General features: G+C 76.0%; 11 protein-coding genes. 7 read left to right on the top strand and 4 right to left on the bottom strand.

The features are described from left to right. Positions 1-123: 123 nt before the first annotated feature. Both HDA31_RS11045 and HDA31_RS11050 read left to right on the top strand, forming a co-directional pair. The gene (locus tag HDA31_RS11045) at positions 124-447 is read left to right on the top strand and encodes a hypothetical protein (protein WP_178064988.1); all 324 of its coding nucleotides are present in this window, start codon (positions 124-126) and stop codon (positions 445-447) included. 210 nt (positions 448-657) lie between these two features. Continuing rightward, on the top strand, positions 658-2,601 hold the full coding sequence (locus HDA31_RS11050; protein WP_178064989.1) for an AfsR/SARP family transcriptional regulator: 1,944 nt from the start codon (positions 658-660) through the stop codon (positions 2,599-2,601). Positions 2,602-2,625: 24 nt separating this feature from the next. On the opposite strand, the gene HDA31_RS11055 is transcribed toward HDA31_RS11050, so the two are convergent. Genes HDA31_RS11055 through HDA31_RS11065 form a run of 3 tightly spaced genes read right to left on the bottom strand, consistent with a single transcriptional unit; the run spans position 2,626 to position 7,092 of the window. Further along, positions 2,626-4,506 carry an AfsR/SARP family transcriptional regulator gene (locus HDA31_RS11055; RefSeq protein WP_178064990.1) on the bottom strand — a complete coding sequence of 627 codons (1,881 nt, stop codon included), beginning with the start codon at positions 4,504-4,506 and terminating at the stop codon, positions 2,626-2,628. A 47-nt stretch (positions 4,507-4,553) separates the two neighbouring features. After that, entirely contained in the window at positions 4,554-6,251 is a 1,698-nt protein-coding gene (locus tag HDA31_RS11060; RefSeq protein ID WP_184871954.1) for a hypothetical protein, read from the bottom strand. A gap of 46 nt (positions 6,252-6,297) precedes the next feature. Then, positions 6,298-7,092: an SDR family NAD(P)-dependent oxidoreductase gene (locus tag HDA31_RS11065; RefSeq protein ID WP_178064992.1), complete on the bottom strand. Its 795-nt coding sequence runs from the start codon at positions 7,090-7,092 to the stop codon at positions 6,298-6,300. 350 nt (positions 7,093-7,442) lie between these two features. Here HDA31_RS11065 and HDA31_RS11070 point away from each other — a divergent pair, with 350 nt between their 5' ends. The 4 genes from HDA31_RS11070 to HDA31_RS11085 all read left to right on the top strand — a co-directional run bounded on the left by HDA31_RS11070 (position 7,443) and on the right by HDA31_RS11085 (position 10,743). Beyond that, complete coding sequence (locus HDA31_RS11070; RefSeq protein ID WP_178064993.1) at positions 7,443-8,222, top strand: (Fe-S)-binding protein; 780 nt, start codon at positions 7,443-7,445, stop codon at positions 8,220-8,222. Continuing rightward, entirely contained in the window at positions 8,219-9,649 is a 1,431-nt protein-coding gene (locus HDA31_RS11075; RefSeq protein WP_178064994.1) for a lactate utilization protein B, read from the top strand. Before HDA31_RS11070 ends, HDA31_RS11075 begins: the two co-directional genes overlap by 4 nt. Then, positions 9,646-10,263: a LutC/YkgG family protein gene (locus tag HDA31_RS11080; RefSeq protein ID WP_178064995.1), complete on the top strand. Its 618-nt coding sequence runs from the start codon at positions 9,646-9,648 to the stop codon at positions 10,261-10,263. Before HDA31_RS11075 ends, HDA31_RS11080 begins: the two co-directional genes overlap by 4 nt. Before the next feature lie 99 nt (positions 10,264-10,362). Continuing rightward, complete coding sequence (locus HDA31_RS11085; protein WP_178064996.1) at positions 10,363-10,743, top strand: VOC family protein; 381 nt, start codon at positions 10,363-10,365, stop codon at positions 10,741-10,743. Between the two features lie 68 nt (positions 10,744-10,811). Here HDA31_RS11085 and HDA31_RS11090 read toward each other — a convergent pair whose 3' ends face one another. After that, positions 10,812-13,649, bottom strand: coding sequence for a glycosyl hydrolase family 95 catalytic domain-containing protein (locus HDA31_RS11090; protein ID WP_178064997.1), 2,838 nt, complete (start codon positions 13,647-13,649; stop codon positions 10,812-10,814). Positions 13,650-14,438: 789 nt separating this feature from the next. On the opposite strand from HDA31_RS11090, the gene HDA31_RS11095 reads away from it, so the two are divergent. Continuing rightward, positions 14,439-15,989 (top strand): glycoside hydrolase family 43 protein, encoded by a 1,551-nt coding sequence (locus HDA31_RS11095; RefSeq protein WP_246383871.1) that lies wholly within the window; start codon positions 14,439-14,441, stop codon positions 15,987-15,989. The last annotated feature ends 68 nt before the right edge of the window (positions 15,990-16,057 follow it).

Genomic DNA, 16,057 nt, shown 5'->3' on the forward strand with positions numbered 1-16,057 from the left:
CAACGGCGACAGCATCCAATTCTGTCGATTAAATCACCGTGCGTGACGGTGGAGACCGCACGCGTCCCGGTGGATGGTGACCTGAGAAACACCGACAGTTGGTCGAGCACAGGAGGCAACAGCATGAGGAAGCGGATCGTTCGTATCGCCGTCAGCCTGGCCGCCGTGGCGGGGGCCACCGCCGCGATGGCGCTGCCGGCGCACGCCGCGTCTGCCGGCGCGGGCCTGACCTTCTACCAGGGCACGTTCGCCACGCCGGTGCTGCACGTCGCCGAGCCCGACGGCGCCTGCACGGCGTTCCCGGCGAGCGCCGACTCCCTGGCCGCCGCCGGCGGCGTGGAGCAGGTCCTCGCGTTCCGCAGCGCCGACTGCGCGGGCGCGGCGGTGGGGCTGGGCACCCTGCGCACCTTCCCGGCCGGCGAGTACCACTCCTTCCGGGCGTTCTGAGCCGTCGCCGGGGGCGGGCACGGCCGCCGCCCCCGGCGACCCACCCCGGTTGGGTCCGGCCGGTCAGGAACAGCGCCGGGCCCGGCGCGAGGATCGGGCGGGAACCGGCGTCCTTTCGACAACCCGGCCACGTGGAGCGGACGTACCATCGTTGATCTCTTCTCGGTCCCCGCGGTGAGGGGCACGGCACCAGGGACGGTGGCATCTGGCGTGCTGCGCTTCGAGGTGCTCGGGCCCCTGCGGGTCCTTCGGGACGGCCTTGAGGTGGACCTGGGCCCGGCCCAGCAGCGTTCGGTGCTGGCGCTGTTGCTGGCCCGCGCCGGTGAGCCGGTGACGATCGCCGAGTTCGCCGACCTGCTGTGGGGCGCGGACCCCCCGTCCCGGGCCGTGAACGTGGTGCACCGGCACGTCGGCGCGGTGCGCCGCCTGCTGGAACCGGCGCTGCCGCCGCGCTCCACGGGGCGGGTGGTGGGCGGCGCGGGCGAGTACCGGCTGACGGTGGCGGCCGACGAGCTCGACCTGACCCGGTTCCGCCGGCTCGTGACGCGCGGCCGTGAGCTGGCGGCGCAGGGTCGGCTGGCGGACGGCCTCGCGCTCGCCGTCGACGCGCTGGGCCTGTGGCGGGGGCCGTGCGCCGGCGGCCCGGAGGCCCTGCGCCGGGACCACCCGTCCTTCACGGCCGTCGACCGGGAGTGCGCGGCGGTGGCCCGGGAGGCCGCCGAGGCGGCCCTCTACACCGGCACGGTCCACCCGGTGCTGCCCACGGTGCTGGCCATCGCCGACCTGTTCCCCCTCGACGAGGCACTACAGGCGCAGACGTTGCTGCTGCTGGAGGCGGGCGGGCGGCGCGCGGAGGCGGTCGCGCGCTACGAGCGTGTCCGCGCCCGCCTGGCCGACGAACTCGGCACCGACCCCGATGCCGAGCTGCGCCAGGCGTACGACGAGGTGGCGCGCCGGGGCGGCCCGGTCGACCCGGCCGCGGGCCCGCCGGCCCGCGCGCGGGTCGCGGAGGAGCCCGCGGCGCCCCTGCGCCTGGCCGGTTCTCTCCGCCCGGCGCAGCTGCCCCCGGACCTGCCCGTCTTCGCCGGCCGCGACGAGCAGATCCGGCACATGGCGCGCATGCTGCGCAGCCACCGCACCCGCACCGCCATGCCGCTGCTGGCCATCGACGGCCTGCCGGGCAGCGGCAAGACCGCCTGCGCGGTGCGCCTGGCGCACCTGCTCGCCGACTCCTGCCCGGACGGCCAGCTCTACGTCGACCTCCAGGGCTTCCACCCGAGCGACAGGGCCCTGGACCCGCTGGACGTGCTCGGCTGCTTCCTCGACCTGCTGGGCGTGCCCGACCGCGCCGTCCCCGCCGCGTTGGACGCCCGCCTGCGCCTGGCGCGCAGCCACCTCGCGGGCCGGCGGGTGATGATCGTCCTGGACAACGCCCGCGACGTGGACCAGGTGCGGCACCTCCTGCCGGGCTCCGCCGACTGCCTCGTGCTGGTGACGAGCCGGCGTCGGCTCGACGGGCTCGCCACGGCGTACGGGGCGCACCTGGTCACCCTGGACGTCCTCCCGGCCGACGAGGCACGCCGGTTCCTGCTCGCCCGCATCGGCGCGGTGGCACCGGCGGACGACGAGGCGCTGGACGAGATCGTGGAGCGGTGCGGGCGGCTGCCGCTGGCCTTGGCCCTCGTTTCGGGACGCGCCCTGGAGCACCCGGGGCGGGGACTGGCGGACCTCGCCCGGGAACTGCGGGCGGCCCAGGGCACCCTGGACGGGTTCGCGAGCCACACCATCCAGACCGACCTGCGGGCCGTCTTCTCCTGGTCGTACCGGCTGCTCGGCGAGCCGGCGGCGCGCCTGTTCCGGCTGCTGTCGCTGCGGCCGGACCGGGAGATCGGCCTGCCGGCGGTCGCGAGCCTCGCCGGCCTGCCGGTGCGGCGGTGCCGCGAGCTCGTCGGCGAGCTGGTCCACACCGGTCTGCTGACCCGGGCCGGTCCCGGCCGGTACCGCTCGCACGACCTGATCCACGCGTACGCCGGCGAGCTGTGCCAGGAGCACGACGCCGAACCGGTGCGCCGGGCGGCCCGGCGGCGGCTGCACCGGCACCACTGCCGGCACCTCGGCGACACCGTCGAGGCGTCGGCGACGCGTGGGCGCTGACGCCCCAGGGCGGCCCGCCCCGGCTCAGCGCAGGCCCACGAGGTCCGGCTGTCGGTAGTGGTCGGCGAGCCGGCCCAGCGCCTCCCGACGCACCGCCTCCGGCTCCGCCTCGACGCTCAACTCGTGGGCGTACGCGCGGATCAGGTCGTGGCTGTCGTACCGCCCCGCCCCGCGCTCCACCAGCAGCCCCGCGCGCACCAGCTCGCCGACCAGCGCCCGGGCCTCGGCCGCGGACGCGCCGAGCAGGCAGGCGACCGCCGGCGCGGCGATGCCCGGCCCCGGGTGCACCGGCAGCAACCGGAACAGCCGCCGGGCGCGCGGGCTGAGCAGCCGGTACGACCAGGAGAACGCCTCGCGTACCTGACTGTCCACGGCGTCGCCGGTGGGCGGCGACGCGTGGGCGGCGACCGCGGCAAGCGCCAGCGGCAGCCCGCCGCACCGCTGCGCGACCTGATCCACGGCGTGCCGCCCGGCCGGCGTCCGGGCGACGCCCACCCGGGAGGCGACCAGCTCGCGTGACTGCGCCGGCGAGAGCACGTCGAGGTTCACCAGCCGCGCCCCGAACCCGGTGGCCAGCGCGGTGAGCCGGCCGCGGCCGGTCACCAGCACCGCGCAGCCGGGCGCGCCCGGCAACAGATGCCGCGCCTGCTCCGCGTCGCGGACGTTGTCCACGAGCACCAGCACCCGCCGGCCGGCCAGCGCGCTGCGGTAGAGCCCGACCCGGGCCTGGAGCGCGGCGGGGACCTCGGCGTCGGGCAGGCCGAGGGCGGTGAGGAAACCCCGCAACGCCTCGCCCGGATCCGTCGGGCCGTCCGGAGCGAAGCCGCGCATGTCCACGTGGAGCTGGCCGTCGGGGTAGGCGGCCGTGAGCCGGTGCGCCAGGTGGACCGCGAACGTCGTCTTGCCGATGCCCGGCAGTCCGTCGACGGCCAGGATCGGCACGGCGGCCGGGCCGCCGTCCGGCCCGTCGAGGGCGTCGAGGCCCCGGCGCAGCTCCTCGTCCCGGCCGACGATCCGGGGCGGATCCTGCGGTAGCTGGGCCGGGACGGGAAGCGGGGCCGCTCGGGCGCGTGTCGTGGCCGCGTCGCGGGGGCGGTGCCGTGGGCCGGCCCCGGGCAGCCCGTGCGCCCCGTCGGCGCGCAGCACCGTCGCGTACGCCTGACGGAGCTGTGCGCCGGGGCCGACGTCGAGTTCCTCGGCCAGCCGCCGGCAGATGTCCTGGTAGACGGCGATCGCCTCGGCCTGCTTGCCGTCGGCCGAGAGCGTGCCGAGGAACTGCGCGTGCAGCGCCTCGTCCAGGGGGTGCAGCTCCGTCGCCCGCCGCAGGGCCGGCAGGACGAGCCGCACGGCGCAGCCGCGGTGCGCCAGGTCGGCGGTCCTGCGTACCAGGTCCACGCACTCCCGGTCCACCGCGCCGAAGACCGCGGGCTGCTGCGACGGCAGCTCCGGCATGCTCCCGCAGGCCCCCCGCCACAGGGGCAGCGCCTCGACGTAGTGCGACAACGCCTCCTCGACGTGCCCGGCGCGCTCGGCGGCCGCCCCGCGCCGCACCAGCGCGCGGAACCTGAGCAGGTCGAGCTGCTCGGCCGTCGCCAGCAGCCGGTATCCGGCCGGGTCGCTCGCGATCCACCGGCCGGTCGACCGGGCGGCGAGGCCGGGCTCCAGGAGCCGCCGCAGCCCGCCGATGTGCCGCTGCACCACGTTCACCGCGTGGGCCGGCGGCTCCTCCCACAGCGCGTCCACGATCTCGCCGACCGGCACCGTCCGCCCCGCGTCGGCGAGCAGCAGAGCCAGGACCAGCCGCTGCTGCCGGGGCCCCGGGTCCAGTTCGACGCCCGAGCGCCGCACCCGCAGCGGGCCCATCACCTCCAGCCACAGGTCCGTCTCGCCGCCGTCCACCGTCATCGGCCACCCCCACACCCGGGAATTGTCTCCACCGTCGCGGCGCGCCGTCAGCGGCCCGTGCCGGTCTGCCACAGCGTGCGACCGTCGAGGCCGATCCGGACGTTGCCGTCCCCGCCGAGGGTCAGGGTGGCCCCGTCGTTGCCCGGGGTGGCGGAGCTCCAGACGGTGCTGTCGTCGTGCGCGTACAGGACCAGGTTCCCGTCGGCCTGGAAGACCAGATCGCGGACGTCGCGGCCGGTGGTGCCGCTGCTCCACACCGACCGGCCCCGGTCGCGCAGCACGACGTCGCCGGCGCCGGTCACGGCGAGGCTCAACCGGTCGGTGGACCACGCCTCGCCCGGCCGGAGCACGGCGGTGGCGGTGACGACCCGGGTCCGGCCCGCCGGCGCGGCGCTGCGGGGCGGGCCGGACGTGGGAGCGGCCGACGGCGTGCCGGCCCGGGGGGAGGCCGGCCGCCGGGGCGTCGGCGTCGAGACGACCGCGCTGGGGCGCGGGGCACCCGTCGGGTCGGCGGGCGGCTCCGGGGACCCGGTCGGCGCCGGTGCGTCGGTCCCGCCCGGGCGGTCGGGCGGCGGGGCGACGACGCCGGCCCGGTCCGCCGGCGGCCCGCCGGCCGGCGGGCCGTAGCCGGCGGCGGCCCATTCGACGCCCGCCGCGCCCAGCAGCACCAGCACCGCCAGCAGGGTCGCGGGACGCGCCAGGTGGGACCGTCGCCGCGACGGCCCCGCCTCGGCCGGCATCGCCGGCGGCCGGTACAGCACGCACAGCGCCCGGTGCGTCGCCACGGTTCCCACCGCCGCCGGCTGGTAGGACCGCTCCCGGACGTGCGCGAGCAGCGCCGCGCCGGGGTCCTGACGCCGGGCGCGGACGGCCTCGCCGGCGGCGGCGGGCCAGATCCAGGCGCCATCGGTGCGGTACGCCCCCTCGGCGCGCGCGCCGTGCACATCCGTGACCACGCTGAGCGGTTCCCCGGCGTCCAGGTAGGCGGCCACCCGGGGGGCGTCGGGCAGGCCGGGGTCGGCGGGCACGGCATCGGGCGCGAGCCGGGGCGGCTGCGCCGGCGCGGCGGTCCACAACAGCGCGGAGAAGCCGAGGGCCCGCTGCTGGTACGCCGGCAGCGCGTCCCCCTCGACGAAGGCCTCCACCTGGGGGTGGGCCTCGCCGGCCGCCGCCAGGGCCGCCTGGAGGTCGGCGGTCACCGTGGCCAGCGTCGCCTCCTCGCGGACCTGCGCCAGGTAGATCCGCCGGGCCGGTCCCTGCGGGGTGCCCTCCGTCGGGTACCGCCACGACCGCCACAGCGCGTGGGCGCGCCCGTCCGCCGCGCACCACCGCACCGCCGCGCCGTCCAGCGCGTCCGGCCCGCCGGGAACGTCGTGCCGGACGGACAGGTCCATGCGGAACGGGATCTCGTCGCCGTGTTCGGCCAGGACGTCGGGGCCGGTGGGGGCCATGCCGTAGGCGGGCGCGACGGCGCGGTCGACCCGCCCGACGCGGTCCACCGTCCGCGCGTCCTCGCCGCCGTCGGCGAGGGCGGCGGCCAGCAGGGCGGCCTCTGCGCCGGTGACGCCCACCCGGTGGGCCAGCGCGGCCAGCACCGCCGCCCGGGCCGCCCGCGTGGTGCTGCCGTCGGCCAGCCACGCCCGGCACCGGGCGGTCACCTCGTCGGGCAGGCGACCCGCGAGGGCGAGGAGCATCCGGTGCCACTCGACAGTCCGGGTGGCGCTGCCCCCGCCCGCCCCGCTCATGTCCGTGCCCCGGAGCCGACCGGGTGGCCGGGGCGGTGGTGTGGCCTCACCGGGCCGATTCCTGCGCTGCGGCGGCGGCCATGGTCCGCCCCGCGATCCGGCGGGTGAGCGAGGCGGGCAGGCGGTTCATCACGCGCGCGACGACGCCGGGGATCACCATGCCCCGGCCGGCCTCCAGCGCCCTGAGCGCCTGGGACACGCAGTCCGCGGCCGTCATCCCGACGGAGTCCGGCAGCGACCGCCGGCTTTGCAGCTCGGTGCGGGTCGGGCCGGGCGCCAGCACGGTCACGGTGACCCCGCGGGCGGCGAACTCGGCGTGCAACCCCCGCCCGAGCGTGTTCGTGTACGCCTTCGCGGCGGCATGGGCGGCGAGCCAGGGGATGCCGTGCTCGGCGCCCGCCGCGCCGACCAGCACGACACCGCCCCGGCCGCGGTCGGCGAGCCGCCTGCCGAACACGCGGGCGAGCACCAGATGGCTGTAGGCGTTGAGCTGCAACGAGTCGATCGAGTGGCGCAGGTCCAGGCTGAGGAACTCGCCGGGCGTCAGGTCGCCGGCGTTGGAGACGAGCAGCCCCACGTCCAGGCTGGACGTCGCCTCGGCGAGGCGGTCCGGCCCGCTCGCCTCGCTCAGGTCCACCGTGACGGCCAGGTGCCGCACACCGTACCGGCTCTCGATCTCCGCCCCGAGCTCGGCGAGCGTGTCGGTGCGCCGGGCGGCGAGGACGACGTGGAGGCCGTTCGCCGCCAGTTGCCGGGCGAACTCGCGGCCGATGCCGGACGAGGCCCCGGTGACCAGGGCCCACGGCCCGAAGCGATCGGCCGAGATCTTCACCTGCGTCATCGGTTTCCCCTCGTCCGGGCTGTTGGCGCGCCTGCCCCGTGCCTCAGCGGGGAAGACGGGTGGGCGCACCTGCCGTTCAGGCCCGGCCCGCCCCGCCGATGTGACGTGGGACACGCGGGGCTCGGATCCGCGTCGCTCTCCCGGCGCGCGGCGCGACCACTGCCGCGCCTGCGGTGTTCGCGGGGCTGGTCGGGGCCACCGCGTTGGGTAACATCCCGGTGCAGGCGCGATCGGCGGCGACCCGGCCGCGCTGCGGGGCCTGCCGCGCGAGACCCGCACCTCGTCCGGCACGAGCCGGGGGGCGACCGGGCGGTCCGGCGGGCCGCGCCGGAGCGGATGGGTGGTGGAGGATGCGCGTCGCGTTGTTCGTGACCTGCCTGGCCGACACCCTGTTCCCGCAGGCGGCGGTGGCGACGGTGCGGCTGCTGGAGCGCCTCGGCCACGAGGTCGTCTTCCCCGAGGGCCAGACCTGCTGCGGGCAGATGCACGTCAACACCGGCTACCCGGACGACGCGCTGCGGCTGGTCCGCCGGCACGTGCGGGTCTTCGCCCCGTACGACGTGGTGGTGGCGCCCTCCGGGTCGTGCGTGGGCTCGGTGCGGCACCAGCACGCCACGGTGGCCCGGCGGGCGGGCGACGAGCGGCTCGCCGCCCGGGCCGGGGAGGTCGCCGCCCGCACCTACGAGCTGTCGGAGTTCCTCGTCGACGTGGCCGGGGTCACCGACGTCGGGGCCTACTACCCGCACCGGGTGACGTACCACCCGACGTGCCACTCGCTGCGGATGCTGCGGGTGGCCGACCGGCCGCTGCGCCTGCTGCGCGCCGTGCGCGGGCTGGAGCTGGTGGAGCTGCCGCAGGCGGAGCAGTGCTGCGGCTTCGGCGGCACCTTCGCGGTGAAGAACCCCGACACCTCCACGGCGATGCTCGCCGACAAGATGCGCCACGTGCTCGCCACCCGGGCCGACGTGTGCACGGCCGGCGACGTCTCCTGCCTGATGCACATCGGCGGCGGGCTGTCCCGGCTGCGCGCCGGCGTGCGCACCGTGCACCTGGCCGAGATCCTGGCCAGCACCGAGGCGAACCCGGCCGGCGGGGTGGCCGCGACGCCGGCCACCGGGGGCGCGCGATGACCGAGACGTTCCTCGGCATGCCCGCCACCGCCCCGCCCGGCGTCGGGCACCTGCGCGGCGACGAGCCGTTCCCCGTCGCCGCCCGGCGGGCGCTGGCCGACGCCCAGCTGCGCCGCAACGTGGGCCACGCCACCAGCACCATCCGCGCCAGGTCGGCCGCCGTGATCGGCGAGGTGCCGGACTGGCCGCAGCTGCGGGCCGCCGCCCGGGCGATCAAGACCGACACCATGGCCCGCCTGCCCGAGCTGCTGGAGCAGCTGGAGACGGCGGTTGGCCGGGCCGGCGGGACGGTGCACTGGGCCGCCGACGCGGTCGAGGCCAACCGGATCGTCACCGACCTGGTCCGGGCGGCCGGCGTCGACCGGGTGATGAAGGTCAAGTCGATGGCCACCCAGGAGATCGGCCTCAACGAGGCCCTGGCGGACGCCGGCATCGAGCCGGTCGAGACCGACCTCGCCGAGCTGATCGTGCAGCTCGGCGACGATCGGCCCAGCCACATCCTGGTGCCGGCGATCCACCGCAACCGGGCCGAGATCCGGGAGATCTTCCTCCGCGAGATGCCCGGCGTCGACCCGGCGCTGACCGACGAGCCGGCGGCCCTGGCCGCCGCCGCGCGCCGGCACCTGCGCGAGACGTTCCTGAGCACCCGGGTCGCCGTGTCCGGGGCGAACTTCGCCGTCGCCGAGACCGGCACCCTCGCCGTCGTCGAGTCCGAGGGCAACGGGCGGATGTGCCTGACGCTGCCGGAGACCCTGATCACCGTCATGGGCATCGAGAAGGTCGTGCCCACCTGGCGCGACCTGGAGGTCTTCCTGCAACTGCTGCCCCGGGCGTCGACGGGGGAGCGGATGAACCCCTACACCTCGATGTGGACCGGCGTCACCCCCGGCGACGGCCCGCAGGCGTTCCACCTGGTGCTGCTCGACAACGGCCGCAGCGCGGTGCTCGCCGACCCGGTCGGCCGGGAGGCGCTGCACTGCATCCGCTGCTCGGCCTGCCTCAACGTCTGCCCCGTCTACGAGCGCACCGGCGGGCACGCCTACGGGTCGGTCTACCCGGGGCCCATCGGCGCGGTGCTCTCTCCGCAGCTCACCGGCGTCGCCGACAACGCCTCGCTGCCGTACGCGTCGTCGCTCTGCGGCGCGTGCTACGACGCCTGCCCGGTGCTGATCGACATCCCGTCGATCCTGGTGCACCTGCGCGCCCAGGCGCCCCACCCGAGGGGCGAGGCGGCGGCGATGGCCGCGGCCGCGTACGCGATGGACCACCCGGCCCTGTACGCGGCCGCCCAGCGCGGCGCGAGGCTGAGCCGGCTCGCCGGCCCGCGCGGGCGCGGCCTGCCCCCGCCGCTGTCGGGCTGGACGGCCAGCCGCGACCTGCCGGAGCCCCCGCCGCAGACCTTCCGCCAGTGGTGGGCCGACCGGTGAGCGCCCGCGACCTGGTCCTCGGCCGCCTGCGGGCCGCGCTGGCCGCACCCGCGCCCACGCCGGCCGAGACGCCCCGCGACTACCGGCCCGCCGGCGTCGTCGCCGCCGACCCGGACCTGCTCGCGGACCGGCTCACCGACTACCGGGCGACCGTGCACCGGTGCGCGGACGCCGACGTGGCCCGGGTCGTCGCCGAGGTGCTCGGCGGCCGGCGGGTCGTGGTGCCGCCCGGGCTGCCCCCGCACTGGCTGCCGCCCGGCGTCGACGTCGTGGTCGACGACGGCCTCGACGCCGCGCGGATCGCCGCGGTCGACGGCGTGGTCACCGCGGCGGCCGTTGCCGTCGCCGAGACCGGCACCATCGTGCTCGACGGGGCCCCGGACCAGGGCCGCCGGGTCGTCACCCTGCTGCCCGACGTGCACGTCTGCGTGCTGCGGGCCGACCAGGTCGTCGCCACCGTGCCGGACGCCCTCGCCCGCCTCGACCCGCGGCGCCCCCTGACCTGGATCAGCGGCCCGTCGGCCACCAGCGACATCGAGCTCGACCGGGTCGAGGGCGTCCACGGGCCCCGCAACCTGCACGTGGTCCTCACCGGCGGGCCCGGCGGGGGCTGAAAAACCCGTCGCGCCCGACCGCCCCGCCCGCTACGGTCTCCGGCGTGCTTCCGTCGGGGAGCGCGGGAACCGTTCCCACACCCGGGTGAGGTGGCGTCGATGGCCTGTCGGATCAGCGAACTCGTGCTCAGCTGCCGCGACCCCGAGGCGCTGGCGCGGTTCTGGTGCGCGGTGCTGGACTACGTGGTCCTCGACCGCGAGGGCGACGGCAGCATCGAGATCGGGCCGCGCGAGGGGTTCGGCGGCCCGCAGCCGACGATCATCCTCGCCCCGGCCGACGAGCCGGAGCCGGCGAAGCCCCGACTGCACATCGACGTCAACGCCACCGACCGCGACCAGGACGCCGAGCTCGAACGCCTCCTGGCGCTCGGGGCGCGCCGGGCCGACGTCGGCCAGACCGGCGAGGAGTCCTGGCACGTCCTCGCCGACCCCGAGGGCAACGAGTTCTGCCTGCTCAGGGCCCGCCTCAAGCCACTGTAGGCGGGGCGGGGCGCGCCCCTCCGGGCGGCGCCCAAGGCCGCCCGGCGCGGGAGCGCGCCCCGCTCCGGTCAGGTGGTGGTGCAGGTGAGGTTCGTCGGCGGGTTGTTGGTCCCGGTCGTCGTGCCGATGAAGCCGAACGTGGTGGAGGCGCCGGCGGCCAGCGCCCCGTTGTAGTCGACGTTGCGCACGGTCACGTTCGCCCCGCTCTGGGTGTGCGAGCCGCCCCAGATCTGGCTGATGACCTGGCCGTTGGGGAACGTCCAGGAGACCGTCCAGCCCCGGATCGCCGTCGCGCCGGCGGTGACGGTGACCTCGCCCTGGAAGCCGCCCGACCAGGACCCCGTCACCGCGTACGTCGCCCGCGCGCCGGACGACGGCGGCGAGCTGGTCGGCGGCGGGGTCGGCGTCGGCGTCGGCGTCCCGGTGGGCGTGGGGGTGGGGGTCGGCGTGGGCGTGGGGGTCAGCGTCGGCGACGGCGTGACGCCGGGCCGCGCCGCCCGGTAGGTGTGGCCGGCGCGGACGGTGAGCTGCACGACGTCCGTCTCCGGCCGGGTGACGGCCGGCGTGCTGCCGTCGGTGACGTCGACGAGGGTGAAGCTGCCGGTGAGCAGCCGGGCGCGCAGCTTCAGCGTGCCGTCGCGGTCGGCGCGGACGGCGATCTCGTCGATCTGGCTGCTGGTCCAGGCCACGCCGACGGTGTAGCCGCCGCGGCCGCGCAGGCCCGCGACCTGCCCGGTGGGCCACGCCGTCGGCAGCGCGGGCAGCACGTGCAGCTCCCCGGCGTGGCTGTGCAGCAGCATCTCGGCGATGCCGGAGGTGGCCCCGAAGTTGCCGTCGATCTGGAACGGCGGGTGCAGGTCGAACATGTTCGGCGCGAGCCGGTCGGTGCGCACCAGGTCCTTGAACAGCTTGTGGGCGCGGGCGGCGTCCTCCAGCCGGGCCCAGAAATTGATCTTCCAGGCGAGGGACCAGCCGGTGCCGTCGTCACCGCGCAGCTCCAGCGTCTTGCGCGCGGCCTCGTGCAGGGCCGGGGTGCCGCGCTTGGTGATCTGGTTGCTGGGGTGCAGGCCGTACAGGTGGGAGACGTGCCGGTGGGTCCGCTCGGTCTCGACCCAGTCGGCGAGCCACTCCTGGACGTTGCCGCGCGAGCCGACGCGGCTCGGGGGCAGCCGGTCCTTCGCGGTACGCACCTGGGACCGGAAGGTGGTGTCGACGCCGAGCGCCTCGCTGGCCTTGGCCGCCGCGTCGAACAGGTCGCGCAGGATCTGGTTGTCCATCGTGGGGCCGGCGCAGACGCTGACGTTCGAGTGGTGCGGGAGCTCCGGCGAGTTCGACGGGTTCGTGACCAGGTAGCCGAGCGTCGGGTGGGCGACCAGGGTGTCGAGGAAGAACTGCGCGGCGCCCTTCAGGGCCGGGTAGTTGGTCTGGAGGAACCCGAGGTCGCCCGTGAACAGGTAGTGCTCCCAGATGAGCGTGGCCAGCCACGCGCCGCCGGTCTGCCACATGCCCCACAGGGCCCCGTCGACGACCGACGCGCCCCGCCACGCGTCGGTGTTGTGGTGGGTGACCCAGCCGCCGGCGCCGTACTGGGCCTGGGCGACGCGCGCGCCGGTCACCGTCAGGTCCTTGATCATGTCGAAGACCGGCAGGAAGCATTCGGACAGGTTCGTCGTGTCGGCCGGCCAGTAGTTCATCGGCAGGTTGGCGTTGATGGTGTACTTCGAGTCCCAGGACGGGGCCAGCGAGTCGTTCCAGATGCCCTGGAGGTTCGCCGGCTGGGTGCCCGGCCGGGAGGACGAGATCAGCAGGTAGCGCCCGAACTGGAACAGCAGCGCGGCGAACTGCGGGTCGTTGGTGCTCGCGTGCTGGGCGATCCGCACGTCGGTGGGCTGGTCGGCGGCGGCCGTGCGCCCCAGGTTGATCGTCACCCGGTTGAACAGCGCCTGGTAGTCGGCGACGTGGCGGCTGCGCAGCTGGTCGATGGCCACGCCCTTGGCCGCGTTCAGCCGGGTGCGGGCGATGCCCTGGTAGTCGCCGTTGACGGTGCGGTAGTTGACGTAGCTGGAGCCGATCGAGACCAGCACGGTCACGCTCGTCGCCCCGGAGACCCGCAGCGAGCCGCCAGAGCTGCTGACCGTGCCGCCCGACGCGATCGCGTGGGCCAGGCCGAGGAAGCGCACCGACCCGTTGACGCCCTCCATGCTGCCGGAGATGCCGTCGACGGCGATCGTGTTGGCGTCCGGGCTCGACATGGTCGTCCGCTGCGGACTGTCGAAGGTGGCGGTGAACGTGATCGAGTTGGCCCGGTCGGCGGTCAGCCGCAGCACGATCACCTGGTCGGGGGCGCTGGCGAACACCTCGCGCTGGTAGCGGACGCCGCCCAGCACGTACGTGGTGGTGACGGTGGCGGTGGTGAGGTCGAGGGTGCGGTTGTACTGCGACACGCCGCTGGCCGAGCCGAAGGCGAGCCGGAGGTTGCCCACGGTCTGGTAGGCGAGCTGGCCGCCCGGCGAGCCCATCATCGTCTGGTTGATCAGGTCCTGGGCCGAGGACCACTGGTCGGCGAAGACGCGGCGGCGGATCTCGGCCAGGTTGGCCGCGCCCCGGGTGTTGGCGGAGTCGTACGGGCCGCCGGCCCAGACGGTGTCCTCGTTGAGTTGCAGCCGCTCGGTGTCTACGTTGCCGAAGACCATGGCGCCGAGGCGTCCGTTGCCGATGGGCAACGCGCGCAGCCAGTCGGTGCCGGCCCCCTCGTCGTACCACAGCGCCATGTCGCCGGCGGCCAGCGCCTGTGGGGGCGCCGTCGAGTCGGCGCGGGCGACGGCGCTCCACGCGGCGGGCGCCAGCGCGGCCCCGGCCCCCGCCGCCCCGGCCTTGAGCACGTTCCTTCGGGTCACTTCAGACATGATCACTCCAAGTCGTGCGGGTCCAGAGGCTGACGCGGGTCAGGGACGGCGTCTCGGGTGTGCCGCCGGCGGGGCAGCCGAACGTCGGGGGCGCGCCGGCGGCCAGGCTGCCGTCCCACGTCCCGGCGTGGACGTTCCGGGTGCCGCCGGCCGGTGCGTGGCGGCCTCGGACCTGGGTGACGGTCCGCCCGCCGGAGCGCGTCCAGCGCCGTGACCGCGACGGATGCTCTCCGGGTATGCAGGTGGACATCAGACGTCTCCTTCATGCCGTGGGGTGGTGGTGTCGACGGCATGCCGTCGTTGCTCGGGCGGGCGCGGCCGATCCGGCCGGGAGCGGCTTCCGGCAGGCCGGCCTGCCCGTGTCGGGCCGTGCCGCGGAGGATGGCGTGTCTGCCCGGTCGCCGGCGTCCGGGACCGGCGTCGTCGACCCGGCGAAGCTCGTCGCGCCGCCGACCGGTCGCCCGCGCCGCGCCGGACGGCGCTGTTAGCGTTAACAGGAGCGCCTCGCGTGCCCGACGCCGGCCTGCGTCGATGCTGCCGGCGTCCGAGCTCCCAACGGTGCACCAGCATTGCCCATATGGACTCTCGTGGATGCACGTGCCTGCCGTCAAGATATGACGTTTAGGTTTCGCGAACGTTTTCCGCTGGTGAGATGCCGGCCTGTCGGCCCGACGCCCGCCCGCTCCGCGGGGACCGCGCCGTGGGCCTGGGGCGCTTGAGTCCGGTGGGGGATTCTCGTAACATCCAGGGTCAGCGATGTTATCGCGAACATTCACCGGAGGTGGCGCGGTGTCCACCGACCCGCACTACCGAAACCCGGTCGTCGCCGGCTTCTTCCCCGACCCGAGCATCTGCCGCGTCGGCGAGGACTACTACCTGGTGTGCTCCAGCTTCGAGTACTTCCCGGGCGTGCCGCTGCTGCACAGCCGGAACCTGGTCAACTGGCGGCAGATCGGCAACGTCCTCGACCGCCCGAGCCAGCTCGCGCTCCCCGCGGACACCCCGGCCTCCCAGGGCGTCTACGCCCCGACCATCCGGCACCACGACGGCCGGTTCTGGGTGGTCACCACCAACGTCAGCCTGGGCCGGCACCTGATCGTCACCGCGCAGGATCCGGCCGGGCCGTGGTCCGACCCGGTCCACGTCGACCTGCCGCACGTCGACCCGTCGCTGACCTGGGACGACGAGGGGAACTGCTGGCTGACCACCTCGGGGGTGAAGTCCTACCGGATCGACCCGGACACGGGCCGGGTGCTGGAGGGCCCGATTCCCCTGTGGTCGGGCACCGGCGGCCAGTATCCGGAGGCCCCGCACCTCTACCGGATCGACGGCTGGTGGTACCTGCTGCTGTCCGAGGGCGGCACGCACACCGGCCACGCCGTCTCCGTCGCCCGGTCGCGCAGCCCCCGGGGCCCCTTCGAGCCCGCACCGACCAACCCGATCCTCACCCACCGGGGCAGCAACCTGCCGGTGCAGGCCACCGGGCACGCCGACCTGGTCCAGGCCCCCGACGGCGGCTGGTGGATGGTCCTGCTCGGCATCCGGGCCAAGGGCCAGTGGCCGCCCTACCACGTCCTGGGCCGCGAGACCTTCCTCGTGCCCGTGCGCTGGGTCGACGGGTGGCCGGTCGTCGACCCCGTCGGGGAGGTCACGGCCGCCCCGGCCGGCAGCGCCCCGGCGCTCGCCGCCCCGGCCGACCCGGGCGCGTACCGCGACGACTTCGACACGGCCGTCCTCGCTCCCGGCTGGGTCTCGCCGCGCTCCCGGCCCGACGCCGCCTGGTCGCTGACCGCGCGACCCGGCTGGCTCACCCTGACCGCCACCGGGGCGACGCTGGACCGCGCCGGCGCGACGATCGTGGCCGCCCGGCAGCGGCACCACGACTGTCGTGCCAGCGCCCGCCTCGACCCGGGCGACGGCACCGCCGGGCTCACCCTCCGCATCGACGAGGCGCACCACTACGACCTGGAGGTGTCCGCCGGCCGCGTGCGGGTCGTCGGCAGGGTCGGCCCCTTCCGGCAGGTCTTCGCCGAACTCGCCGTCTCCGGCGGGCCGGTCGTCCTCACGATCGCCACCCGCACCCACGACCTCCGTCCGCCGACCGTGACCGGCGCCGCCGACCTGGCGGCCGGGGCCGCGCCCTTCGGGGTGCGCGCCGCCGCCTGCGACATGGTGTCCTTCGAGGTGGAGACCCCCGACGGGCCCCGCGTGCTCGCCGAGCTCGACGGGCGCTACCTGTCCACCGAGGTCGCCGCCGGCTTCACCGGCCGGGTCGTCGGCATGTACGTCACCGAGGGCAGCGCGGCGTTCGACTGGTTCGACTACCGCCCGGCGGGCTGAACCCCTCCGGCGGACCCGCGTGCCGACGACGCCCCGGTGCCCCGGTCAGCCGACCGCGTCCGGGGCGA

This window comes from Micromonospora carbonacea (genome assembly GCF_014205165.1).
In the GTDB taxonomy this organism is placed as follows: Bacteria; Actinomycetota; Actinomycetes; order Mycobacteriales; family Micromonosporaceae; genus Micromonospora; species Micromonospora carbonacea.